The following is a 22612-nucleotide window of genomic DNA, read 5'->3' on the forward strand; positions in this document are numbered from 1 at the left end:
TTGTAATTTTGTATAACAACGCCCTTAGAATTGTTGAACACCTTACCTATGAAAAAGATTCTGATTGCCGATGATGACCAGGATATAGTAGATGCGACGACCCTGGTGTTGGAATCTGCTAATTACCAATGCTGTGGCGTGACACAACTGGCTGCGTTGACGCAGGCCATAGATGAATTCCAGCCTGATCTTATCATTCTTGATTTTATGCTTGGCAGCAATGACGGCCTCCAGATTACGAACCAGCTTCGTGAAAAGGAAGCAACGATGTTTACACCGATTATCATTTTAACCGGCTCGTTTGATATTGATGAATTGCGTGACCGCCCGCACAAAGCGAATGACTTTATTGAAAAACCCTTTCAGCTTGAACACCTGATCAATACGGTTGCCAGCTATTTACCCAACGACGAAGAATAAACCTGCCTGGTCATTTTTTTACAAGTTTTACCGGCGGCTTCCCGTTAACTTTGTTTGAAGGAGCCTGATCTGCAGCCAGCAGGAAGGCAGTCCTGAAAAAACATGATTCGTCTGCAATTTTACAGTCCAGATTCATTAAAAAACCTGATCCGTTCGTTCTGGTGTCTTGAGGTGCCGGCCCCGGGGCCGGCGCATGAAGAAACGATCATTCCCGACGGGCACCAGGAAATCATTCTTTTTGCAGAAGGGCCGCAAGCTAGGCGTCAAATCTCAGAAACCACCTGGGCACCCGAACCCCAGGCCTTCGTAACGGGTCAGCACCTGCAGCCCTATCGCCTGCGTTTAATGCCGGGTTCACGGCTTTACGGCATCCGTTTTCAGCCTCATACCCTGCCATTGTTTTTTGATGTTGATGCGAGTTTGCTGACAGACCGGGAACTCCCGCTTCAGGACCTTCCCGGCGGAAACAGACTGAACGAGCTGTTGCAGGGAACTTTCATGCAGGTATTTGGCAAGTTTGAAGATTACATGCTGCGCAGGCTGCGGCACTCCCTTCGGGCCAATCCTTCTTTCCTGAGGGTAGATCATTCGGTGCAAACCGTGTGCAACCTGCATGGACAGGTCAGGGTTGAGGACCTCGTCAAGCAAACCGGCATTTCGGGAAGGCATTTCAACGCGCTGTTTATGCGTTATGCCGGTGTATCGCCAAAAACCTTTGTTAACATGGTCAGGCTGCAGCATTTCATCAATCTGAAACTCGCCAATCCGTCGTGCAGCCTGACGCATTGTACCTACGAGGCTGGTTTCTTTGACCAGTCACACCTGAACAAAACCTTTTTACAGTTGACCGGGCAATCTCCGAAAGCCTATTTTTCTGCACAGCAGACCATTAATACTCTTTTTCTGGCCTAGGGTCATTTTTTTACAATTTATCTAAAGCGGCCGTTTTTAATTTTGGCGGATGAAGATACTTTTGATCAGCCTGCTTGTTTTTTGTTTTTGGCAGCAAACAGCAGCACAAAGCGGTCGGGTGGGACAATTCGCCATTTGGAATCCATTACAGAACAAAAAAGCGAGGTTTGAAGCGGGCTACAAGCGGCACCTGCTCTGGCACCAGCGCAATGGCGACATCTGGGATTGGTACGGCTGGTATTTTATTTCCGGTGGGCGGAGCGGCCGGTTTATTGACGCAACGTTTGGGCACCAATGGGCCGATTTTGACGCGGCGGTTCACCCGGCCGGCGACGCCCGTGACAATGCAAGGAACGTGGGCCCTGCCGCTGTATTCGAAACTGCGTGGAAGTTCGTTGTGCTGCCTGAACTCAGCACGCCAGGTAAGTCCGGGCTGAACAGCAAATACCTGCGCATGCTCACCCTGAAAACCACAGGTTTGCAAAAAGCAACCCCAGCGATCAGGAAAGCCATGCAAAGGTACAGCCCAAGTGTCCGGACTTTTCAAACCCTGCAAGTGGCAGACGGAGGTGACCTGAATGAATTGACAATCCTGATCGGCTTCGAACGTTTTGCCGAATTGCAGCAAACGGCAGATGTGGTCGAGTTTTTTGCCGACCCTGCCATCTTCCAGGCTGTAAAGGCCGAACTGCTCGTTTTCAGAAAAGACCTCAGCCTGTTTCCCGCCCACTGAGTTCCCCTTTTTTAAGGCCGTGGCGCTGGCATGGTTCAGTTTTCCAAAACCAATAAGCGCTTTGATTGTACTTCTATAACATCAAACCAAAAATCATGGAACACAATAATCAACAGGAAGGCAGCACCAACAACAGCCAGGAAGAACATGTAGAATCGCTAAGCGGAAAAATCGCTATAGAAAAGATCAGAGAAATTGCCAACAAGGCTGAAACCTGCTTCTTTTGCACGAATATTAAGACTGGTATTCCTTTTTCTGTGCGGCCCATGGCCATCCAGGAGGTGGACGACGAGGGCAACATCTGGTTCCTGAGTCTTGACGACAGTCATAAAAATGATGAAATTCAACGCGATCCCTTTACGCATTTGCTTATGCAAAGCAGCGCGCACAGCGGGTTCCTTAATATCTATGGCATATCTGAAGTGGTAGATGACCGGCAGAAGATAGAGGAGCTCTGGAAACCGCTAATGAAAACCTGGTTTCAGGGCGGCAAAGACGATCCGCACATCAGCCTGATCAGGGTTACCCCTACTGAAGGCTATTACTGGGACAACCGGCACGGGAACGTGGTCGCGTTTCTGAAAATGGCCGTATCGACAGTGATTGGCAAAACGATGGATGACTCGGTCGAAGGTCCCTTAGACGTCTAAATTATACAAACCTGTTTAACATACCGGTTTGACAAGAACGCCGGCCGGTCAGCTAACCGTCCGGCGTTTTCATCAGCTGGCAAAAGATAACTACATGTCGACCATGGATTCTTCAAGGAGTCTTTCTTATTCCAATTATGCTGATCCCGGCTTCGTGCAAAAATACGCAGCGTCGATCCGGGACAATGCCTGGAATGCATTCTATGAACGCCCGGCATCGTTGTCGCTATTACCGCCCCTGAAAGATCTGGACGTGCTCGACGCCGGGTGCGGTCCGGGTGCAGTAAGCCAATTACTGGTTCAGGCAGGTGCGCGGGTAACTGCTGCCGATTACAGCGCGCCCATGCTCGAGGCTACGCTTGCTGCAACGGGCAACGCCGTAACCTGCCTGCTTCAGGACCTCAACGAACCGCTGGTGCTTGACGACGCAAGTTTCGATGCCATTTATTGTGCATTGGTTATTCACTATGTCGACGACCTGCACCTGCTCTTCAGCGAGTTTGCGCGCGTGCTCAGGCCTCAGGGCGTGCTTGTTTTTTCTACCGATCACCCTGAAAATCCACTGCTTTCAGGCCGGGAGCCTGAGCGCAAACACTTCAGTGAGGTAGAGTGGGCCAGTTTTTCCGTCCGCATGCAGGTTTACCAACGCCCCTGGAGAGAAATCGAGCAGGCCTGCCTGGCGAACGGCTTGCACATCGAACAGGTACTGGAACCAAAGCCGCTTGCAGAAGCCGAACAAACCGACCCGGAAGCTTACGCTTACCTAAGTAAAAACAAACACTTTATCTGTGTGCGTACCGTAAAACGCTGATCAGAACACCGGTTCCCCAAGTACCTCATCAATGGCGCCGAAGTCACGCGCTTCAGCAGCGGTCATCCAGAAGTCCCGGTCAGATGCCCGGTGCACGGCCTCATAGGGCTGTCCGGTATGATTGGCCAGGATTGCGTACAGTTCTTTTTGCAGCTTCAAAATTTCCCGGGTGCTGATCTCCATATCGGCAGCTGTGCCCCTCATGCCGCCCGAGGGCTGGTGCAGCATGATCCGTGCATGCGGAAGCGCTGAGCGTTTGCCTGATGCACCCGAACACAGCAATACGGCAGACATGGAAAGTGCCGTGCCTGTACAGGTGGTACAAACGTCGGGGCCAAGGTACTGCATGGTATCATAAATACCCAGACCGGCATACACCGACCCGCCCGGAGAATTGATATACAATTGAATATCCTTTTTCGCATCGGCAGACTGCAAAAACAGCAGCTGTGCCTGGATGATATTGGCTACCCGGTCATCGACGGGCTCGCCGAGAAAAATGATCCGGTCCATCATAAGCCGGGAGAAGACATCCATCTGCGCAACGTTCAGCTGCCTTTCTTCGGTAATGTAGGGCGTCATGGCCACCGGAAGCTGCCAGCCACTGGCCGATGACAGATAATCGTCGAGCAAAACACTGCTCATGCGGTGTTGTTTCACGGCATACAGCCGGAATTCCTTGTCTATGTTCATGGATATAAAAATTTGGCAAAAGTTTCCCCTTACCCTTTTCAGGGCATCAAAAAGGGTTGATGAATAAAGTGCTTATTTAAACAGGCGATACAGGCGGTCGCGCAACCCCCGATGTTCAGGAAAGCTAAAAACTTGCTGGTCTGCCGCCGCAATTTCTGCCCTGACCTGCGCACGCGCATGGTCGCGAACCAGCCTGTAACAGCGTTGCTGTAATTTTACAGACGCATCGAAGGCCGGATCGAGGAGCCGCCGGGCCTGGAACAGAAACTGTTCGCTGTTGTCGGGAGTACCGCGCAGACACCGGTCAATGTGCCGGGTTTCATTCAAGGATGTCTTCATACTGCAGCGATTTTTGCTTTACGGTTTGCTTGACCTTTTCCAGGCACTTGTGTTTCTGGGCGGCGGCCGAATGGGGGCTGGAGAAACCAAAGACTGCAGCAATTTCAGTCATGGTCCGGCCATGATAATAAAATGCGCTGAGCAGATCAAGACATTTACTGCCGGCGCGGCGCAACAGGTTTCGCAGACGGACTTCTGAGGTCCGTTCAGGCTGCTCTTCGGCTAAGTCATCGGCGGCAGCCTCGAGGTTATTCAGCCGCAGCCCTGCCTGGAAACGCTTTAACCAGAGGTTGCGGCAGATCCCGAGCAGGTACGCGCTTTCGTCTTCCGGCGGTGTTTTGGTGCCGGCTATATACTTTTCATAGTACAGCAGCAGGGCATCCTGAAAGATGTCGCGGGCGTCGTCGAGGCTGCCGCCGTGCCGGCTGATGTATCGCGCCGTTGCCGGAAATGCCTTTTTGTACAGGCCGACAAAAAGACCGGCTCGTTGTTGATCTGTGTGCTGAGCATCCATTCTATGTGTATTTCTATCTACAAGTTCCTGAAAACGGCCAAACATCACCTTATTTTAAAAAATAAATAAGCTCTGACAGCTTGCCCTGGCAGCGCAAGCTGTCAGCAGACTGCCGCAGTTTGAAACAGCCATGCCCGGCTGCGCCGGGAATTATTGGTCCAGCTGTTCAAGCAGCGCCAGGCCCCCGGGCCAGGCCCCAAAGCCGGCTGCGGCGTTAATGTGCCCGGCCGCTTCAAGAAAAACCAGCTTGCTGCCCCAGTGTTGTGCAAATTGCTCAGCACGTTCCGCAGTCACATAATAATCATCGCGGCTGCTGACTACAATCGAAGGAAAAGGAAGTTTGCTGAGCGGAACCGGTGTAAATCCGGTGGTTCCGGGCGGATAGTGAGGCGATTCGGTATCGCTGGGAGCAACCAGCAAGGCGCCCTTGATGTTGCGACCGTACTGAGCAGCCCAATATGCAATTGCCGTACAGGCCAGGCTGTGCCCAACAAGGATCACCTCTTCCGGCGGACCGGCCATGACCGCGTGGTCAATAGTGACGACCCAGTCGTCACATATCGGTGTGTCCCAGTCGCGCTGTTCAACACGGAGAAAACCGAACTGATCTTCCCATAAAGACTGCCAGTGTTCAGGGCCGGAATTTCCAAGTCCGGGAATAATGAGGATGCGGGATGTAAAATTCATCGGAGTTTTTTTTTCGAAATTACGGCATGCCGCGCTATAAAACAAGGCGGCCATACCCTCGTCTGAACCTGTTGACAGGAGGAAACGCCCCGATACGCTGCCATAAATTAACCCTCGTGCCGGCTTGTGCTATCCATATAAAGCTTAATTTTGTCTGCAAACTGGAAAAAAATTGATGCGGGAGTAAGGGTGGCCGGCCTTTTTGGTGTAACAACAGCGGGAAACCGGTCTGTAAAAACGTCAGAACTGGTAAAATCTAAAAACGAACTATTTTGAAACGTTACGACAAACTTCTGTTTCTTTTCGCCGCGTGGTGCGGACTGTTTCTTTCACTTCAGGCGCGGGCGCAGGGCAATCTGCAGCGGCAGGTTACCCTTTCTGACATCAGGCAGCAGCAGATCGGGCAGTTGCTCGACAAAATCGCTGCACAAACCGATTTTTCCTTTGCTTACAACAACCACAGCATTCCTGCCGACAGCGCCGTGAGCCTGGCGCGCTACCAGGGCACGGTGAACACCTTGCTGAGTACCATCCTAGGCAATGAATATGAGTTTAAAGAAGTACCCGGATACATCATTTTGCGGCATGCTCCCGGCAAACTCGACCTGCAGGCAGACATTGAAAGCAATTCGTCCCGCACGGCACTTGTACGGGGCCAGATACGCGACGCGGCCACCGGCAGGCCGCTCGAACTGGTCAGCGTTTATGAAAAAAACCTCCTGACCTCGGCGCTCACCGATGCACAGGGCAACTTTGAACTGCGGCTAAAACGGCCGGGGGAAACTGTGCTGTTGAGTGCCAGCCGAGACCGGTACCGTGATACCAGCCTGCACCTGTTGCTGCCCGTCGTGGTATCGTCTACCGAGCGTAAACGCCGGTATCGTTATTATCCGGCAGATGAAGAAGACCTTCAAAGCAGCCGGCTCGGCAGGTTTTTCACCTCTTCGCGGCAGCGGGTTCAGAACCTGAACCTGGGTAAGCTGTTTGCTTACAGCCCCTACCAGCTTTCTTTCGTTCCCGGCCTAAGCACACATGGTATGTACAACAGCCAGGTGATCAACCGGGTATCGTTGAACATTATAGGCGGGTACACAGCAGGCGTAAGCGGGGCCGAACTCGCCGGTGCTTTCAATATTAACCGGGCCGATGTAGACGGCTTTCAGGCTGCAGGACTGTTCAATATTTCGGGCCGGAACCTCAATGGTGCCCAGATTGGCGGGGCGTTCAATGCTGTTGCCGGCAAGATCAACGGCACGCAGGCCACCGGCCTGCTTAACCGGTCAGGCAGCCTGGGTACTGGCGCCCAGATAGCAGGGTTCGCCAATATTACCGGCGAGTCAAAGGGCCTGCAGGTTGCTGCCTTCGGCAACTATGCGGCCCGGGAAGCCGGGCTGCAGCTTTCCGGTTTTGGCAATAGGGCTGGTTCCGGTGCAGGCGGGCAGCTTGGCGGCCTGGTCAATATCGCCCGCGGTACATCCGGCTGGCAGGCTTCAGCCTTTATGAACATTGCTAAAAAAGTAAAAGGGTTCCAGTTTGCCGGCCTGATAAACGTGGCAGACAGCAGCGACTATCCTGTCGGCTTTGTCAATTTCATAAAGAATGGTTCGAAAAGCATCTCTGTCGGTCTGGACGAAGCTTCATTTTTCAGCATGGCATTCCGGTCTGGTGGCCGGGTGCTCTACGGCCTGCTTGCCGTTGGCTACCGCCCGGAGAAACCATCAAGATACGGCCTCGAAGTCGGTTTTGGCGGACATCTTTTAAAGCGGAAACACTTCGCCCTCGATGCGGAGATCAGTAACCGCACTTTTACAGACTTTGACCAGCACAACGCTTCGTTATTGTCGGTCAGGGCGCTGCCAGCCATTCACATCACCAGGAACCTGCGGCTCTTTGCAGGGCCTTCCCTGTCGCTCGCCTCTTTTGATTTAAAAGATACCAGCCGCCTGCCTGGCTGGATCATTCGCGAGAGCAGCAGCGAGGAAAACCGGCGCGGCTTAGTGGCCGGCTGGAGCGTTGGCCTGCAAATGGCCTGGTAGGCAATTTCCTGTTTTCCAACGCCGGTGCGACCACAGCCAGAGCTCTGGCCGTTTCGAAATTGTTCCCTGTAATTTGTCCAGAAACTTTGCGGTGATCTCTCCTTCTGAACAGGTTTGCGGTGTATCGGTGATGAGCGAAAATCCCACTTCCCAACCACCCGCAGCGGTAGGTTCCATTTCCAGGTAAAGAACCATGGCGCCGGTGGCCCTGGCCAGTTTTTCTGCGCCCGTAAAAGCCGCCGTAGACTGGTTCAGGAAACAGAAATCAGCAGGCGACGACGGACCGGGATACTGATCGGCAATCAGCACAGATAACCTGGGGTGCGGCGAACTGCGCATCAGCTGCCGTGCCGCCTGCCCGGCCGGAATGAGCTGCATACCGAACCGGCTTCGAATCCTGGCTACGATCCTTCCGGCGAGTTTTGATTTTAGGGGCTTGTAAACGGCAAATACCTCATAATCGGTCAGCCGCGGCAAAATGTTCAGGTACTCCCAATTCCCATAATGTCCGGTCACTGCGATCACGTCACGTTTGGATGCATGGCAGGCCTGCAACAGCCCGGGATTGCGAAGGCGAACCATACGCCGGATTGCCGGCTCAGAGATGGAAAATAAGCGCAGCACATCGGTCAGCAACCGGGCCAGGTGCTGGTAGAATAGCCCGGCAGTACTGGCAATATCAGCATAGGTTTTGTCGGGAAATGCGCGGGCCAGGTTTTGAAGAGTTACTTTAGAACGATAACGCAGCAGACTGTGTAACAGCACGAACAGGATATCAGAAAGCCGCCGCAGCAACACGGGGGGAACCAGGCTGCATACATATAAGGACAAGTAAACCAAGCGAAACACAGTCGCTTCCAGGAATCGGTTCATGAGTTAATATGATGAAGACACGTGAAACACCGGCTCGCGGTTAATCCTCTGCGCCGTTGTGAATACAATTGACAATGAGGCGGGCCGCCAGGACAAGGCACAGCAAGCCCAGCACAATACCTGCCGTAAAAAGGAACAAGGCCATATGAAGAAATGGGTTAAGAATTTACAGGATCAACGCAGGTAAATGCTGCTGCCCCGACGTTGAATGCTGAGGGTTGGTTCTGTCAATTTAAGAACTCGCAACGCGCCTTCTAGGTCTTCGTCTTTGAAGGTTACGGTAATGGGAATTTTTTTCGTTGCCGGACTGATGATCCTGATATCTGCCTTAAAAGCTTTGTTTAATGCTGAGACCAGTTCTTCCATCGGCGTATTATCAGCCACGATCGTGCGACCGGCATAAAAACGGTACATAACGTCGTGGTTAAGCTCTGCTTTCAGGGCTTGCCCGAAGTCGTCGACCGTTACGCGTTGCTGCCGCGAAAGCTTTACGGCGGCCTTGCCGCGACTTACCCTGACCAGGCCACGGGCTACAATGACCTCAACCTTCGATCTGGTCCGCTTTACGTTAAAGGCCGTTCCCAGAACAGTTACCTTGGTTTTACCTGAAGTAACACTGAACGTACCCAGACCGTGCTGTACATCGAAATAAGCTTCGCCGGTGAGGCTGACCTGCCTGTTTTCATCAAACTGTTCCGGATAGCGTATCGCCGACCCAGCGTTCAGTTGCACCGTTGAGCCATCGGGCAGGGAAACGTGTTTAACTGCAGCACCGGCTTGAACCAGGATCAACTCTGGCGACCGGTTTACCGTCAGGCGCCAGGCAGTCCAGGAGGCCCCTGCCAGCAGAAACAGCACTGCGGCTACACGCAGCCACAGATTAATCCTGAGGCTTCTTACAGCCATGCGCTGGTTTTGCGGGCCCGATTCAGCTTTCTTTGCAAGGAACCTCGACCAGGCTTCGTCTGCAGCAAGCGGGCTTTTGCCCTTCAGCCTGCCTGCATACTCCCAGACCGAAACAAGTTGTTCATAGTGCAGGCGGTTACTTTCGCTTTCCTTCAGCCAGATCTCGATCGCAGCCGATTCTGCCGCTGTTGCTTCGCTCAGGAAATGTTTGATCAGCAGATCCTCTTTCATAACCATCCGAGTTTTAAAAATAAAATAACAAAAAGGGGCAGGTATTCCTGCAATTCAAAACGCAGGGTCTTCAGGGCCTTTCCCATGTGAGCCTCGACGGTCTTCAATGATATGCCCAGTTTTGCCGAGATTTCCTGGTATTTCAGGTTTTCGTAGCGGCTCAGCTGGAAAACGGTACGGCACTTTTCGGGTAAGGTATTCAGGGCCGCAGCAAGCCGCTTTTCCAACTGGCTTAGTTCGATCTTCCCCGCGGCATTGTCGGTTTCGTCTTTCATGGCATGTGCAGTGCGTGTCTGGTACCTTGTCTTTACCTTCTGGTCGCGGATGTAATTCAGGCTGTCATGATATACAGAGCGGTAGAGATACGCCCTGATGGCGCCTTTCTCTTCCTCCCAGTTGTATTTTTCCCAAAGCCTGAGAAACATGCTGGCGACCACATCTTCGGCCAGGTCCCAGTCGCGGAGAATGGAATAAGCATACTCGTGCAATTCGCCGAAGTGCTGCTTAAAAAGCGCTTCAAAGCGAGTTGCGTGACCGGTTGCCGGCAAGGTTTGTTCGGTTAACTGCATTCCGGGTGCAAATTACTTTTTATCTCTTGAATGCGGGTGATCCGTTTTACGAACCGCCCGCATGAAACTTTAAAATTTAAAGCCTACAGCTACGCTGAAAAGTCCTGTCTTCTGGTCAAGTTCTTTGTTTGCTGATGTCAGGCCGAGGCTGTAACGTGCATCGAATGATACACCGCCAATATCTACACCTGCGTTGACCACGCCGCCTGCCGTGAACTTTTTATACGCGGTGCCAGCCGGAGCAGCGGGTTTGTTCAAATTATAGCTCAGGTCAGGTCCTGCCGATACACGCAGGCTGAGGTCTTCAGCATTGAGCAGTTTATAGCCAACCATCAGCGGCACATTCAGCTGCCTGAATTTAGCTTCGTAGGCTGCACCCTGAAAAGTATACGTGCTTTTGAACGAGACAAAGTTAACCTCTGGCTGAAAATAAAAATCGCCTCCTACCCTTGCAAAAACGCCAGCATTCAGGCCCATCTTATTCGATTGATTGCTGATGCCGCTTACACCGCCCCGCAGCGTAGGGAAACTGACTCCGGCTTTGACGCCAAATTCAGGATCAGTGCTTTGTGCGTTTGTCGATTTGACTGCTGCAAACAACAGGGCTGCAGCGATGTAAAATTTAATTGTTTTCATTTTTGTGATTATTAAGTTTTAAATCTGTTACTTTTTAAGCCGGTAACTGAGGCCGGCGCTCATGTAAAAATTTGAAGAGAACTGGTGCGGGGAATACGACCGGAACATGTTGCGCAGGCCACGGGCGCCATAGGTGTAACTCCTTACCGGCATGATACCGCCAGACAACATGAATTCCAGCCGTTTACCTTTGAACCGGCCTTCAAGCCCGATGGGCAGTTCCCAGTACCGGAGGGAAGAACGCGCAGGATCCTGCCTGTTCTCTGCGTCGTAATTGATGTTCTTAGGACGAAAAGCCGCCTTAAGCTCGAATGCCGGCACAACGCTGTAGGCCACACTAACCTCTGTAGGCACGTTGACAAGTACCCTGAATTTTCCGGTGGTCTGCCACTGGAAAAGCAGGCCGGGCATGACCATGGGCGTACTGAGTACGTTATAGGCAAAGGCACCGAAACCAAGCGTCAGGTTGGGATTGAAATGTTTCATAAAGATAAAACCACCATTAATGAAGAGGTCGTTTGTGTTGACCTTTACCAGGTCGCTGTTCACACCTACCGAGAATAAATTGAGCATGCCCCATTTGCGTTTCAGGCTGTGGTAATGGATCAGGCCAAGTTCACTGTACAGCAGCCGGTCTGGTAAAAGCTGCGCCGGATAATTCTTATTGTTGAGCCTGGTGTAATTGGCGTTTACCGTACCCATCCAGGTTCTGACCTTGCCGCTCGCCGAGTCAATCCTGGCAGAGAGCATAAAATTATAACCGAGAGCGAGCCGCTGCTGCGCAGTTGTAGCCGTGGTGCGGGTGGTATCTTCGGGGCGTATGTGGTAGGATTTCGGGATATAAATTACATCGGCCTGAAGTGTATTCGGCTGGCCGAACTGGGCCATTGCTCCCGTGCCTGCGAGCAACAGGATCACAAGGAAAAGCGGGAAAAGGGTCAATTTGATTGCGTGTAGCTGGGGCTTACAAAGGGTCATTTTTACTTTCTTTATTCCTGTTACACGGAATACCTGGCCTACCCTTAGCAGCTGCGTTTTTTTTTAATTATTTTTTTAAAAAAAAATCCCGGCACAGTGTGCCGGGATCATCCAATTATAACCCACCTGCCGATGGAAATCCTTTTACCAGTTATCGGTACGGAAAGGTGCTGCGGGCAATCCCTCCGTATTGTATAAATTGCCGGCTGATGTATCTTTGAACGCATAACGTACGGCCTGCGGCAGCTTGACCTGCTCAGACTGTACAACGATGGTCTTTCCGCTGATCCTGGCTTCTGCCGGGTAAAAAACGCGGTCGTGTCCGGCCACCTCGAAAGACAATAACTTCTGATCGTATGCGGTCAGGCCCAATGGAATGTTGTCAAAAGCAAGTACAGCCTGGGCCCCGTTTACCTTCATGTCCCGGTATACCGGACCCTGGTATGCGATACCTTCCCTGCCATAAGTTCGTGCGAGTGCCCAGTAGAGCAGCCGCTTGCTGATGATGGTCTTGTCTGGCGGATGGATGGTGGTCATGCTGCCGGCATCGACACTGACTGCCATGCCGGCATTGGGTATGAGCGACATGGCCCGTTGCTGGGCCTCATAAAGCAGCGGGATCTGCTCCTTGTGGTTTTTGTATTTATTCGGAGCGATCTGAACATAATAAAACGGCCATTCACCACAGTCCCAGATTCGGCGCCACAGTGAAACCATGGCAGCCATTTTACGGTCGTAAGTAGCGGGATTTACCCGGTTATTCTCGCCCTGGTACCAGAGAACACCCCTGATATGGAAACCTGCAATAGGGTTGATCATTGCATTGTATAAAACACCGGTGTGGTTTTTATTAATTTTTGCTGAATCGGCTGGTACCGGAAAATCTTTAAACGGCGCCAGCGCAGCCTGGTCCATCCAGGCTTCGATATCGGTCCCTCCGTAAGCGCTGCTGATGATACCGACCGGTACGCCCAGCGTGCGCTGTAGCATGCGTGCAAACTGATAACCAATTGCACTGAACTCTTTAACCGATGCAGCAGCAGGCAGCTGCCAGGACGTGTTCAGCTGCGTAAGCGGCGTTTTGGACATGTTCTTTTCTACTCTGAAAAGCCTGACACCGGGCTCTGCGGCTGCTGTCAGCAAGTCGTTCGAACCGACAACTGGCTGATTGGCAAATCCTTTCACAGGCATTTCCATGTTGGACTGTCCGGAGCATAGCCAGACCTCGCCGATGAGGATATCGTCGAGCACCACGCGTTCGCCGTCATCGAACACCATACGGAATGGCCCGCCTGCTGCCGGTGTACTGACCCTAAGCCTGAAACTACCGTCATCCGCTGCGCGTGTTTTGTATCGCCGTCCATTCCAACCGGTCTGGATACGCACAGTCGCGTTAGCCCGGGTTTTCCCCCAGATCAGCACGTTTGCCTGCTGCTGAAGCACCATGTGGTCACTGAAAACAGCGGGCAGCGTAACACTGGCCCTGGCCGGGCAAAAACCCGCGCATAAAAAAATCAATGCTAAAAAAAAGGTTCTCATTCGTTAATCGCGTTTAATTTTCACGGCAAACAGCACCCAGGTTGCCAGCAGCATGGCCAATGCCGATAGCTGGTAAACCACAGAGAGGTCGACCTTGGCGTCTTTAAGCGCACCGCCGGCGTAGACCATCAGGCCGCCCACAATGGTACTCAAAAAATTAAGAAATCCGTATCCGGTTGCCACATACCGGCCATCTGCCACCTGTCTGAGGATGGGCATCAGGTTCGCATCGTTGAAACCACGGGCCAATCCAAAAAACAGCATGGCCACAATGGCAACAGCGAAAACGCCTGTCGAAGCCATCAGGTATAAAAATGGCGCCCCGATGGTGAAGCCGATAATGACCATATACAATCTTCCGCGGGGGTTGCGGGCGGTCCAGCGGTCGGCCAGAAAACCACCCAGCAGCACGCCGGCAAAAGAGCCGAGTTGGATGTAGCCGGTGGCAGAGATCCCCGCTTCGCCCAGGTCTAGTGAAAAATGTTCTTTCAAAAAAGTCGGCAGCCAGCCATACACAAGCCAGTTAACCATGCCCAGCACGGCAAAATAGAAGAGCAGCAGGTAAAAAGATCTTGCTGAAAACAAATTGCTAAGGGCTCCGCCGATGCTGACGCTGTCAGCGCCTTCTTCCGGCTGTTCCTCCCCTGCTGTCTTATTGTCTTTCAGGAAATAAGCGAGAATGAGCGCGTACACGATACCGATTGCGCCAAAAATATGGAACCCCGCCCGCCAGCCATAGGCTTCGGCAATGTAACCGCCCAGGCCGCCCAGGGCCAGGCCGGCATACAAACCGGTCATGTGCAGGCCGGTAGCCAGCGAGCGGGTGCGCCCCCGGTGATAATCAGTAATCAGCGCAAGTGCTGCTGGTATGTAACAGGCTTCGCTAATGCCCATGAGGAGCCGTGCTGCAAGCATTTCCGAAAAAGAACTGGCATAACCGGTCCAGAGCGTTACTGCTGACCAGATAAACACGCTGAAAACGATAACCATTTTCCGCGAATACCTGTCGGCAAAATAGCCGCCAAAAGGACTCAATACGCCGTACGACCACAGGAACACCGAAGTAAGGAGTCCGAACTGGGCATCACTAAGACCGAAATCGGCTACTATCGGGTCCCGCATGGAAGTGATCAGAATCCTGTCCAGGTAATTGAGGAAAGCTACAATCCAAAGCAGGCCTACAATAAGCCACGCATAGGGACTTAGCTGTGTTGCCGAAGTCTGGGTATTTTTCATTTGATGCTGGTTTTAACTGGCACAGCCATCCGCACTTGAGGTGTACGCACCGCCGGCCGCACTTCTCCTCCCGGCAGCACGATGGCACCCTGCCATTCGGCAAGCGTGGTGGTTACCGGTGCCCAGGTACTTTTATTTGGCTTCCTGTCCGCATCAGCTAATTTCTGCGTCGGAATGTGGCCTGCCAGCTTCCAACAGTTTTTCGCGGGATCATACTGCAGGATGGCATCAGAAAAACCGGGGTGCCGTTCTTTCAGCTCAGCCGATTTCGGTGCCAGAGAACCATCGTCCCCCCCAAATATGAGCAGGGCCCCGCTCTTGTCTGTGAAGGCTGGCGAAGCTGCCGCTGCCACAGGAGATGGCAGATCGGCAAGCTTCTTCCAGCCTGTATGCGCATCGTAGGCATAGGCATCTTTCAGGTAACGGCGGTTGCCGTCTGCAAGTTCCACACCACTGAACAGGTAAAATGTGTTCCGCACCGCCCCCGCAACGGCCAGCATTCTTGCCGGTCCGGGCCAGGCCGGAAGCTCTTTCCAGCCTTTGCCGGGTGCCTGGAGGTCCAGCACCAGGAACTGTTTAAGAGCGGCTTTTGAATCAGGCTGTAGGAGTCCGCCGGCAACATAAACCAGGTTTCCGCAGCGCGCAGCGCAGAGATTGGCCAGGGGCTTCGGCAGATCAGGGAATTTTTCAACGGAGAATTTTCCGCCTGCATAAGCGAGTACAAGTACGTCACTGTAGTGCCCGCCTGCATTGCTGCCGCCAATCAGCAGCAGCCGGTCGCCCCACTGCACCGAGGCGCCGTAACCGAGCGGCCGGGGCAATTTACCCGCCATTTTAAAGGCCGTGGCATTCGGTTCCAGTGCGAATACCTGATCGGTCCAGGTCTTTACGCCACCGCTCCAGGGGGCAAGGCCGTCAGGGAAATTTGCTCCGCCTGCCACCAGCAGTGCAGCGCCAGACGTACCGGCAAAAGATCCGGCGAAACCTTTGTCATCAGGTATGGAAGGCAGCGTTTTCCAGCTCAGCTTTTCCTGGTGCAGGTTCTGCGCGGGCGCCTCATTCAGCGTAAACAGCATAATTATTAAGATATACGAACAGCATTTGTTCATGTTATAAGTTTTTCAGCGTATTGATCTCGGCCTGGCTAAGCGCCTTTTTATAAATAATGATGTCATCGATTTGCCCAACATACTGCCGGCTGAAACCACCTGTACCTTCCTGCATGCCTACTTTGAAATTGCCGGCATTCGAAGTGTTTTTAACCCCGGTACCTGAGCTGATCTCGCGGATCTTGACACCGTCTATATAAATTGCAGTAAGGGTGCCCGCACGGGTGCAGACAATGTGGTGCCAGGCGCCATCATTGGTTTTCGCGGCATCTCCGTTTGCCGCCGTGGTCAGGTTGATGGTCGATCCGCCTGCCGCATCTTCAGTAGCGAAAGAGGTCAGGTTGGTGGCCGTACCCAGCAGCCGCAGCCAGGTCTGGTTGTCGCCCGATCCTTTGCCACCGCTCTCCTGCCAGATCATGCCGCTCGTGGTGGTGGTGGTTCTGACCCAACACGATACCGAATAATCGCCTGTACCAAAATTCATGGCGTCATTGTCTGCAACCGTGAAACCACCGCTGGTGCCAAAGGTTGCCGCCCTGCCTGCCGCAGCAATGCGGTCGGCACCGGCAAAGGTAACAGTGCCAACTGCTGTCGAGACCAGTTTTGACGGGCCTGCATCATCAATGCTGCCGTTAAAAGGATAGAACGCGGTAAGGCCTGCAGCCGGAACCACCAGCACGTAGTTTTCTTTTTCAATTGTCGATGAGCGTGCTGCATTTGAGGTAACGAGCTTTACCTTATAGCGCCCTGGTGCCGGATAGGTGACCCTCGGGTTCTGGCTGCTGGACGAAGTCACAGCAGCACCTTCGAAAGTCCAGTTCCAGGAGGTTGCCGTACCAACAGATTTATCGGTAAACTGAATGCTGCCGCCAGCGTAGGTGGCCGTTTGGTCGCTGTCAAAGGCGGCCTCTACAGAGGTAATGTCGACCACGGTCAGCAATTTTTCGCGTACCACCGTGTGGTTGCCTTTGGGATTAGTTGCAGTCAGTTTTACGGTGTACACGCCCGGCGTGCTGAACTTCACAACGGGGTTCTGCTGCTCGGACCTGATCACTGTGGATCCCGAGCTGAATTCCCAGGCCCAGGCGGTAGGCATACCTGAACTCTTGTCGGTAAACGTAATGCTTTCTTCCTGCTTGACTGTGGTGGCACTTGTACTGAAATCTGCTACCACATCCCGGTAACCCACTTTAATGTATCCAGTCTTTTTCTCCACTGCGTTGCCCGCTGCGTTCCGGATTTCCAGGCTCACCGCATAGGTTCCCGGCTGGTTGTAGGTCACCACTGGTCCTGAAAGATCTGAACGGGCCGGTGTGCCGCCCTCAAATTCCCAGTTCCACGACGAAGGCTGCCCCGCAGAAATATCTGTGAACGTCAGGGTTTCGCCGGCCAGGATCTCCTGTTTTGTTACGCTGAAATCTGGTTCCAGCGGTTGTGTTTCTTCTTTTTTGCACGCCGCGGCAACCAGCAGCAGCGCGATTATAAAAATGGAGCGCTTAGTTTTCATGTTCAGAATGAATGAGTTGATAATTTTGATCTACAGCATCAAAAAAGCCGTCGCTGCCCAAGGCAGCGATCAGGTCGTCTGCCTGGCTGGTTTTTAAAGGTGTAAGCGGCAGGCGGCAGGGACCAAGGTCAAAACCCAGGTGGCTCATAATGGCCCTTTGCGCAGGTATCGGAGGAAATTTAACCAGATTGCGCACCATGTTTACCGCATGCAACTGCATCGCAGCCGCTTCATCCCGGAGCCCCGCAGCAAACAGTTTCATGACCTGCAGGTACAGCGGTGCGGCAAAATTGTAGGTACTGCCAATGGCGCCCCGCGCCCCTACAGCCAGGGCCGGAAGCAACAGCTCGTCGTACCCGAACAACACATCGAAGCGCCCGTTCTGATAACTTACACAAGCCTGGTATTCATGAAGGGTCGCAGCTGTGTACTTGATCCCGGCCAGATTTGGAATGCGCGGCCCGGCAAGTTCAAGGAATGTGACCATATCAATGGCCACGCCGGTGAGTGCCGGAATGTGGTAGTAGTAAAAGGGTGTATTTGGTGCCGCCGAAGCAATTTCGGCCATACAGTCCACCATGTTTCCCACATCAGACGGCTTGAAGTAGAAGGCCGAAACAGCAGATATCGCGTCTGCACCGATACGTTCTGCGTGCGCAGCCAGTTTGCGGCTTTCTGCAATAGAACTGTGGCCCACATGCACCAGTACCAGGATACGGCCGGCAGCGGCGGCTACATAAGCCTCGGCCACTTCCATTCGTTCCGCTACTGTCAGGTTTGGCCCTTCGCCATTTGTTCCGCAGATAAAAACACCGGCCACTCCGTCGTCGATCATTTTTTCGACGAGCGCCGGAATAAGCGTATTATTCAAAGAGCCGTCTGTATGGTAAGCTGCAAAAGTTGCAGCGATTAGTCCTGTTATTTTGTTCATGTTCAGTTTTTTCAATCAATTTATTTCAGCAATTCCTTCAGCTCCAGCTGCTGGTAGGCCAGGTCCGCCTGGCTGCTTTCGTACAGCACGCCCACCACGCCCGGCGACACGCTGGTCAGGCAACTGTAGCCCCGGCTTTTTTCCTGATCAAGCAGAATTTTACGCGGCCAGGTTTTTCCATCGTCGTAACTGACCTTGATGCTGATGTTATTCCTAGCCGTTTTGGAGTCCGGATTACAGAAAACAAGGATGGATTTTTTAATGCCTTTATCAACGTAGTCATGCCTGATGATACTGGCCATGCAGGTTGGTTCAATAAGCGCCCGGTGCGAACTTTCGTGCTCAGTCCATGTGGTTCCCAGGTCACGGGTTACTGCAACTGCCCGTCCATTGTTCGCGGAGGTATCGCCGCGGTTCGCGTTTGACCGCATGTTCAGCATGATGCTTCCGTCGCTGAGTTCGACCGCCATGTTTTCTGTAGTGGACTCCCTGACCGCAGGCTCGCTGGTTTCCCAGGTTTTACCACCGTCTTTGCTGTACGTAATGTTGGAGAATGCTTTTCCGGTATGGTCACGACCCTGCGTTGGGAAAACAAGGGTTCCGTCTTTCAGGGTGATGCCCTGACCCGGGGCGGGCGCCCATAACCACCATGCTTCTTTTTTACACATCTGCGTCAAGTTAACGGGCTTTGACCAGGTTTTACCGTGATCAGTGCTTTTGGTGATCAGGAACTGGGAAGTTTGCCTGACGCCGAAACCCGGCTGCGAACCCTTATCGCGCCATTGGTGATTCCAGTCGGTGCTGTTTTCATTCAGGCCATCGAGCCATTTTCCATCGCTGTTGATCACTCCGTGCATCCAGAGCCCGGCTATGAAGATGGTCCCGGTTGTTTTATCTACCAGGATGCAGGCGTCAGACACCCCGTTAAACTTCTCGGGAAGGCCGCCCCAGGTACCCATATCAAGGGCCACCTGCATGGGCTGCCAGGTTCTGCCCTTGTCGAAACTTCTCGATACGCCGATGTCGATATGGCCCTGCAGGTCGCCGGCTTTCGTATACCTCGCGTCGTAGATAGACAGCAAGGTTCCGTCGGTCGCGGTAGCCAGGCCGGGAATGCGGTGAGTATGGACATTTTCCTGCTGGTGCCGCCTCACGGCTACAGCCGGACGGTAAACGAATGCGCTGGCCGGGCTTGCTGGTCTTACGCTGCGACCGCCGATTTTCAGGCTTTTGATTCGGAAGCCTATTTTGGCTGATAGCGGCGTTGACGGATCCAGTTCTGCTGTTAGCCAGAGATAACTTGTACCGGCAGGCAGCTCGGATTTGAAGGAAAGTTTTCTTTGTTTTCCCGTTGCGCCAGTCCTGCCTAACACGGCATATTTTTTCATTTTTGCTTCACTAACGACGGCTGAATCGCCTTCGGCAAGCAGCAGGCTGAAGCCCTTCAGGTACTTTTCAGCGCCCCCGCTTACCTCAATTTCAAGGTCACTTAACCCGGCTTTGGCCGGCAGCGATACAGCAAGCCGCGCCACGGGATTGGCCGGCCTGTCGAGCAGCAGCGGGAGTTGAACCGGCTTCACGTTAAGCCCCTGAGCAAGGCCCAACAACGGGAACACGATCACATTCAGAGTGAACAAAAATAGCAGCCGGTAAAGTTTGATTTTCTGATTCATAAGCATCTATACAAATTATTTAAACTCTGCCAATGCAATATTTCTCCACGCAATCCCGTCATAAGGGCGGGTTGTACCAGCCTCGTACAGCAGTCCAAGTTCATTGTCCCCTACCATGACCAGGTCAGAATAAGCCGAAGGCCCGGTATACACCACAACCGACCTTGACCAGGTATCTCCCTGGTTCGTGCTCATCTTCACGGTCATGTTGGCCCGGTTCACGCTTGCTGCGTTCGAGAAGAACAAGGTGTGTTGTGTGCCCACCATAGCAGAGAGTAAACTGCCCTGGCAAACCGGGTCGAGTAAGGTCAGCGCGGTTTCAGGAACAGACCAGGTCAGTCCGCCATCATTGCTGACGCTCCGCATGCGCAGGTTGTTGTTGTTGCTGACGCGCATGTTCAGCATCAGCCGGCCGTCGGCCAGTTCGGCCACGGTGCTTTCGTTCGGGTTCAGGGTAATGACCGGTGTTACACCACCGAGCTTCCAGCTATCACCATTGTCATCAGAATAAATGACATGGGAAAAGCCCTTTTTCTGACCGCCAACCTGAATATAATCGCATGGAATCACCAGTCTCCCCGCATACGCTCCTTTGGTAATCTGGATACCATGGCAGGGCCCTGTAGCATACCAGCCCCAACCCGGTTGTTTAACGGTCGAAGTGATTTCCTGCGCAGCTGCCCATGATTTACCATCGTCTGTTGAGCTGGTCTTGTACACCCGCCTGGTGTCTTTGCTTGTTCCATTGCCGATCATGCCAATGTCGTCTGTTCCCAGGTTCCAGGTCATGAGCAAATGAATCTTACCGGTTTTGGCGTCGACAACCGGTGCCGGGTTTCCGCAGGTATTTTCGCCATCGCTCCAGATAATGCTGAACGCAGACCAGGTTTTGCCCTTGTCAGACGAACGTTTTACGACAAGGTCAATGTCGCCCTCGTCACCGCAGCTTACGCGGCGTGCTTCTGCAAAGGCCAGCAGCGTGCCTGCATTGGTTTTGATCACGGCCGGGATCCTGAAGCAGGAATATCCCCCCTCGCCTGATTTAAAGATATGATTAAAAGGTAGCTCACCAGTACCCGGTTTTTCAGGCTGAACCGGTTCAGGTACGGGCGCGCTTTCTTTTCCGCAGCCTGCAAGCAGGATAAGGCCTGTTAATGCGACTGCCAGGTAGTGTTTTATGGGGATGTTGTTAATTGCCATAACCTTCGGTTTGTTTTAAGTTCGGATTCAGGTAAATCTGTGTATTTGGAATCGGTGAGAACAAGGGAACATTTTTCCCGGCCAGGTTAGGTACTTCCTGGTAGGCATTGATGGTTCCGCCGGCGTGAAAACGCACAATGTCCGGCCAGCGTTTCAGTTCCAGCCAGAATTCCCGGGCGCGCTCGTTAAGCAGTTCCCTTTCGAAGGCATTTTGCTCCAGTGAGCCGGTGTATTGGCCGATGCCCGCCCGTATGCGCACCTTATCAAGTTCATTCTTGGCTTCAGGAACCCTGTTCAGGGCGGCCAGCGCCTCTGCCTTAAACAAGATCATTTCTGCAGCACGGTAAATGACCGTTTCATTTTCGAAATACCGGTCGTCGGGATAAACCGTTCCCCTGAACTTATTATCAAAAACCCCCATCACATTTCCGGCAGCGTCAGTTGCAGTAATAAATGAGCTGGCCTTGCGTACATCATTGGCAGCAAACAAGTTCATAATCTTTGTACTTGGTGCATATACGCTTCTTGCACCGTTACGGGCAAAAGGCAGGCTGCTTACATTGGTGGCAGACGATACGAAGATATCGCGGGGTTTGAGGCGGCTGCCATACTGGTCAGATTTCTCGTCGCGGAGAAAATACAGCGAAAAGATGATCTCGCTGTTTTTGCGCTGGTCGGTTGCATGAATTTTGCTGAAATCGCTCAGCAGGGTAACGCCCGAAGCCAGGGCCTGATCGGCCGCGGCAATCGCCGCTTCGAGATCCTGGGCATTGCCCTTCAGCACTTTGGCTTTCCACAGCAGCGCGTCTGCTTTAAGTGCGTAAGCGGCAGGCCTGGTGGCCCTGTTCTTGTTCGGGAAACCGGCCTCGGGGAACAGCGCGATCGCCTGGTCCACATCGCTGAGGATTTGCGCCATTACCTGCGCCGCCGGAGCACGCGCCGGCAACTCGCGGTCTACCGGTTCGGTCGGCTCCAGCAACAAGGGTACGTCGCCCCAGATGCGTATCAGCGAAAAGTATACATAGGCACGGATAAAATGAGCCTGGGCCATTGCCCTTTTCACATTGGCGCTGCTGACAACCTGCGGCGCATTCTTCAGCAACAGGTTACAATGATGAACCTGGTTGTAAAAGTCGATCCAGTTTGGTGCATTCAGGGGCGTCAGGTTCTGTGCCCAGGCATTGCTCACGGCGCCTTCCAGGCCAGCTACAAATACATCGCTCCGGTCTTCAAAGTACAGGGTCTGGTTCATCAGGTTGCGGAAATCTGCATTGATACCGGTCATGTAACCGATCACATCCCCCTCGGCGGTCCAGTACGATTCATTGGTAATGCTCGAAACGGGCGGCGCATCAAGTATTTTTTTGCATCCGCTGCCCAGGAGTACAACGGCAAGCAGGCCACTTAAAATATGCTGTCTATGTGTCAT

Annotated in this window: 23 protein-coding genes; 6 read left to right on the forward strand and 17 right to left on the reverse strand. The window is 52.9% G+C overall.

Annotated elements, in window-relative coordinates; genetic code table 11:
• The first annotated feature begins 48 nt into the window (after positions 1–48).
• From C7T94_RS13510 to C7T94_RS13530, 5 genes are all read left to right on the forward strand, one after another.
• The gene (locus C7T94_RS13510) at positions 49–420 is read left to right on the forward strand and encodes a response regulator (RefSeq protein WP_107215816.1); all 372 of its coding nucleotides are present in this window, start codon (positions 49–51) and stop codon (positions 418–420) included.
• A gap of 102 nt (positions 421–522) precedes the next feature.
• A complete protein-coding gene (locus tag C7T94_RS13515) occupies positions 523–1332 on the forward strand; it encodes an AraC family transcriptional regulator (RefSeq protein ID WP_107215817.1) in 810 nt (269 codons plus the stop codon).
• A gap of 49 nt (positions 1333–1381) precedes the next feature.
• On the forward strand, positions 1382–2065 hold the full coding sequence (locus C7T94_RS13520) for a hypothetical protein (RefSeq protein WP_107215818.1): 684 nt from the start codon (positions 1382–1384) through the stop codon (positions 2063–2065).
• A gap of 95 nt (positions 2066–2160) precedes the next feature.
• A complete protein-coding gene (locus C7T94_RS13525; RefSeq protein WP_107216125.1) occupies positions 2161–2715 on the forward strand; it encodes a pyridoxamine 5'-phosphate oxidase family protein in 555 nt (184 codons plus the stop codon).
• 28 nt (positions 2716–2743) lie between these two features.
• Positions 2744–3526 (forward strand): class I SAM-dependent methyltransferase, encoded by a 783-nt coding sequence (locus C7T94_RS13530; protein ID WP_162618684.1) that lies wholly within the window; start codon positions 2744–2746, stop codon positions 3524–3526.
• Here C7T94_RS13530 and C7T94_RS13535 read toward each other — a convergent pair whose 3' ends face one another.
• The 4 genes from C7T94_RS13535 to C7T94_RS13550 all read right to left on the reverse strand — a co-directional run bounded on the left by C7T94_RS13535 (position 3527) and on the right by C7T94_RS13550 (position 5759).
• Positions 3527–4219 (reverse strand): ATP-dependent Clp protease proteolytic subunit, encoded by a 693-nt coding sequence (locus tag C7T94_RS13535; RefSeq protein ID WP_107215820.1) that lies wholly within the window; start codon positions 4217–4219, stop codon positions 3527–3529.
• A 72-nt stretch (positions 4220–4291) separates the two neighbouring features.
• Positions 4292–4558 (reverse strand): hypothetical protein, encoded by a 267-nt coding sequence (locus C7T94_RS13540; RefSeq protein WP_162618685.1) that lies wholly within the window; start codon positions 4556–4558, stop codon positions 4292–4294.
• Entirely contained in the window at positions 4539–5072 is a 534-nt protein-coding gene (locus C7T94_RS13545) for an RNA polymerase sigma factor (RefSeq protein WP_107215822.1), read from the reverse strand. The genes C7T94_RS13540 and C7T94_RS13545 overlap by 20 nt, the downstream gene beginning before the upstream one ends.
• A gap of 150 nt (positions 5073–5222) precedes the next feature.
• Entirely contained in the window at positions 5223–5759 is a 537-nt protein-coding gene (locus C7T94_RS13550; RefSeq protein ID WP_107216126.1) for an RBBP9/YdeN family alpha/beta hydrolase, read from the reverse strand.
• 272 nt (positions 5760–6031) lie between these two features.
• On the opposite strand from C7T94_RS13550, the gene C7T94_RS13555 reads away from it, so the two are divergent.
• Entirely contained in the window at positions 6032–7795 is a 1764-nt protein-coding gene (locus C7T94_RS13555) for a peptidase associated/transthyretin-like domain-containing protein (RefSeq protein ID WP_107215823.1), read from the forward strand.
• Here the strand turns inward: C7T94_RS13555 and C7T94_RS13560 are convergent.
• The 13 genes from C7T94_RS13560 to C7T94_RS13620 all read right to left on the reverse strand — a co-directional run bounded on the left by C7T94_RS13560 (position 7754) and on the right by C7T94_RS13620 (position 22612).
• Entirely contained in the window at positions 7754–8668 is a 915-nt protein-coding gene (locus tag C7T94_RS13560; protein ID WP_107215824.1) for a lysophospholipid acyltransferase family protein, read from the reverse strand. The genes C7T94_RS13555 and C7T94_RS13560 overlap by 42 nt on opposite strands.
• A gap of 174 nt (positions 8669–8842) precedes the next feature.
• A complete protein-coding gene (locus C7T94_RS13565; RefSeq protein WP_162618686.1) occupies positions 8843–9805 on the reverse strand; it encodes a FecR family protein in 963 nt (320 codons plus the stop codon).
• Positions 9802–10374: an RNA polymerase sigma-70 factor gene (locus tag C7T94_RS13570; protein WP_107215826.1), complete on the reverse strand. Its 573-nt coding sequence runs from the start codon at positions 10372–10374 to the stop codon at positions 9802–9804. The genes C7T94_RS13565 and C7T94_RS13570 overlap by 4 nt, the downstream gene beginning before the upstream one ends.
• A gap of 69 nt (positions 10375–10443) precedes the next feature.
• The gene (locus C7T94_RS13575) at positions 10444–11010 is read right to left on the reverse strand and encodes a porin family protein (protein WP_107215827.1); all 567 of its coding nucleotides are present in this window, start codon (positions 11008–11010) and stop codon (positions 10444–10446) included.
• 27 nt (positions 11011–11037) lie between these two features.
• Positions 11038–11988 (reverse strand): DUF6268 family outer membrane beta-barrel protein, encoded by a 951-nt coding sequence (locus C7T94_RS13580; protein WP_162618687.1) that lies wholly within the window; start codon positions 11986–11988, stop codon positions 11038–11040.
• Positions 11989–12132: 144 nt separating this feature from the next.
• A complete protein-coding gene (locus C7T94_RS19395) occupies positions 12133–13527 on the reverse strand; it encodes a sialate O-acetylesterase (RefSeq protein ID WP_162618688.1) in 1395 nt (464 codons plus the stop codon).
• A 3-nt stretch (positions 13528–13530) separates the two neighbouring features.
• Positions 13531–14763, reverse strand: a complete 1233-nt coding sequence (locus C7T94_RS13590; RefSeq protein ID WP_107215829.1) for an MFS transporter — start codon at positions 14761–14763, stop codon at positions 13531–13533.
• Entirely contained in the window at positions 14760–15872 is a 1113-nt protein-coding gene (locus C7T94_RS13595; protein WP_107215830.1) for a galactose oxidase, read from the reverse strand. The genes C7T94_RS13590 and C7T94_RS13595 overlap by 4 nt, the downstream gene beginning before the upstream one ends.
• Before the next feature lies 1 nt (position 15873).
• A complete protein-coding gene (locus C7T94_RS13600) occupies positions 15874–17379 on the reverse strand; it encodes a PKD domain-containing protein (RefSeq protein ID WP_107215831.1) in 1506 nt (501 codons plus the stop codon).
• On the reverse strand, positions 17369–18310 hold the full coding sequence (locus tag C7T94_RS13605) for a dihydrodipicolinate synthase family protein (protein ID WP_107216128.1): 942 nt from the start codon (positions 18308–18310) through the stop codon (positions 17369–17371). The genes C7T94_RS13600 and C7T94_RS13605 overlap by 11 nt, the downstream gene beginning before the upstream one ends.
• 20 nt (positions 18311–18330) lie before the next feature.
• Positions 18331–19983: a sialidase family protein gene (locus C7T94_RS13610; protein ID WP_107216129.1), complete on the reverse strand. Its 1653-nt coding sequence runs from the start codon at positions 19981–19983 to the stop codon at positions 18331–18333.
• Positions 19984–19998: 15 nt separating this feature from the next.
• Complete coding sequence (locus tag C7T94_RS13615; RefSeq protein WP_107215832.1) at positions 19999–21183, reverse strand: sialidase family protein; 1185 nt, start codon at positions 21181–21183, stop codon at positions 19999–20001.
• Complete coding sequence (locus C7T94_RS13620) at positions 21173–22612, reverse strand: RagB/SusD family nutrient uptake outer membrane protein (RefSeq protein WP_107215833.1); 1440 nt, start codon at positions 22610–22612, stop codon at positions 21173–21175. The genes C7T94_RS13615 and C7T94_RS13620 overlap by 11 nt, the downstream gene beginning before the upstream one ends.

The organism is Pedobacter yulinensis (assembly GCF_003029735.1).
In the GTDB taxonomy this organism is placed as follows: Bacteria; Bacteroidota; Bacteroidia; order Sphingobacteriales; family Sphingobacteriaceae; genus Pedobacter; species Pedobacter yulinensis.

What these genes read in the sequence shown, in the direction of transcription:
- C7T94_RS13510 (WP_107215816.1), top strand. Translation starts at nt 49, where the DNA reads ATGAAAAAGATTCTGATTGCCGATGATGACCAGGATATAGTAGATGCG.
- C7T94_RS13515 (WP_107215817.1), top strand. Translation starts at nt 523, where the DNA reads ATGATTCGTCTGCAATTTTACAGTCCAGATTCATTAAAAAACCTGATC.
- C7T94_RS13520 (WP_107215818.1), top strand. Translation starts at nt 1,382, where the DNA reads ATGAAGATACTTTTGATCAGCCTGCTTGTTTTTTGTTTTTGGCAGCAA.
- C7T94_RS13525 (WP_107216125.1), top strand. Translation starts at nt 2,161, where the DNA reads ATGGAACACAATAATCAACAGGAAGGCAGCACCAACAACAGCCAGGAA.
- C7T94_RS13535 (WP_107215820.1), bottom strand. Translation starts at nt 4,219, where the DNA reads ATGAACATAGACAAGGAATTCCGGCTGTATGCCGTGAAACAACACCGC.
- C7T94_RS13540 (WP_162618685.1), bottom strand. Translation starts at nt 4,558, where the DNA reads ATGAAGACATCCTTGAATGAAACCCGGCACATTGACCGGTGTCTGCGC.
- C7T94_RS13545 (WP_107215822.1), bottom strand. Translation starts at nt 5,072, where the DNA reads ATGGATGCTCAGCACACAGATCAACAACGAGCCGGTCTTTTTGTCGGC.
- C7T94_RS13550 (WP_107216126.1), bottom strand. Translation starts at nt 5,759, where the DNA reads ATGAATTTTACATCCCGCATCCTCATTATTCCCGGACTTGGAAATTCC.
- C7T94_RS13560 (WP_107215824.1), bottom strand. Translation starts at nt 8,668, where the DNA reads ATGAACCGATTCCTGGAAGCGACTGTGTTTCGCTTGGTTTACTTGTCC.
- C7T94_RS13565 (WP_162618686.1), bottom strand. Translation starts at nt 9,805, where the DNA reads ATGAAAGAGGATCTGCTGATCAAACATTTCCTGAGCGAAGCAACAGCG.
- C7T94_RS13570 (WP_107215826.1), bottom strand. Translation starts at nt 10,374, where the DNA reads ATGCAGTTAACCGAACAAACCTTGCCGGCAACCGGTCACGCAACTCGC.
- C7T94_RS13575 (WP_107215827.1), bottom strand. Translation starts at nt 11,010, where the DNA reads ATGAAAACAATTAAATTTTACATCGCTGCAGCCCTGTTGTTTGCAGCA.
- C7T94_RS13580 (WP_162618687.1), bottom strand. Translation starts at nt 11,988, where the DNA reads ATGACCCTTTGTAAGCCCCAGCTACACGCAATCAAATTGACCCTTTTC.
- C7T94_RS19395 (WP_162618688.1), bottom strand. Translation starts at nt 13,527, where the DNA reads ATGAGAACCTTTTTTTTAGCATTGATTTTTTTATGCGCGGGTTTTTGC.
- C7T94_RS13590 (WP_107215829.1), bottom strand. Translation starts at nt 14,763, where the DNA reads ATGAAAAATACCCAGACTTCGGCAACACAGCTAAGTCCCTATGCGTGG.
- C7T94_RS13595 (WP_107215830.1), bottom strand. Translation starts at nt 15,872, where the DNA reads ATGAACAAATGCTGTTCGTATATCTTAATAATTATGCTGTTTACGCTG.
- C7T94_RS13600 (WP_107215831.1), bottom strand. Translation starts at nt 17,379, where the DNA reads ATGAAAACTAAGCGCTCCATTTTTATAATCGCGCTGCTGCTGGTTGCC.
- C7T94_RS13605 (WP_107216128.1), bottom strand. Translation starts at nt 18,310, where the DNA reads ATGAACAAAATAACAGGACTAATCGCTGCAACTTTTGCAGCTTACCAT.
- C7T94_RS13610 (WP_107216129.1), bottom strand. Translation starts at nt 19,983, where the DNA reads ATGAATCAGAAAATCAAACTTTACCGGCTGCTATTTTTGTTCACTCTG.
- C7T94_RS13615 (WP_107215832.1), bottom strand. Translation starts at nt 21,183, where the DNA reads ATGGCAATTAACAACATCCCCATAAAACACTACCTGGCAGTCGCATTA.
- C7T94_RS13620 (WP_107215833.1), bottom strand. Translation starts at nt 22,612, where the DNA reads ATGACACATAGACAGCATATTTTAAGTGGCCTGCTTGCCGTTGTACTC.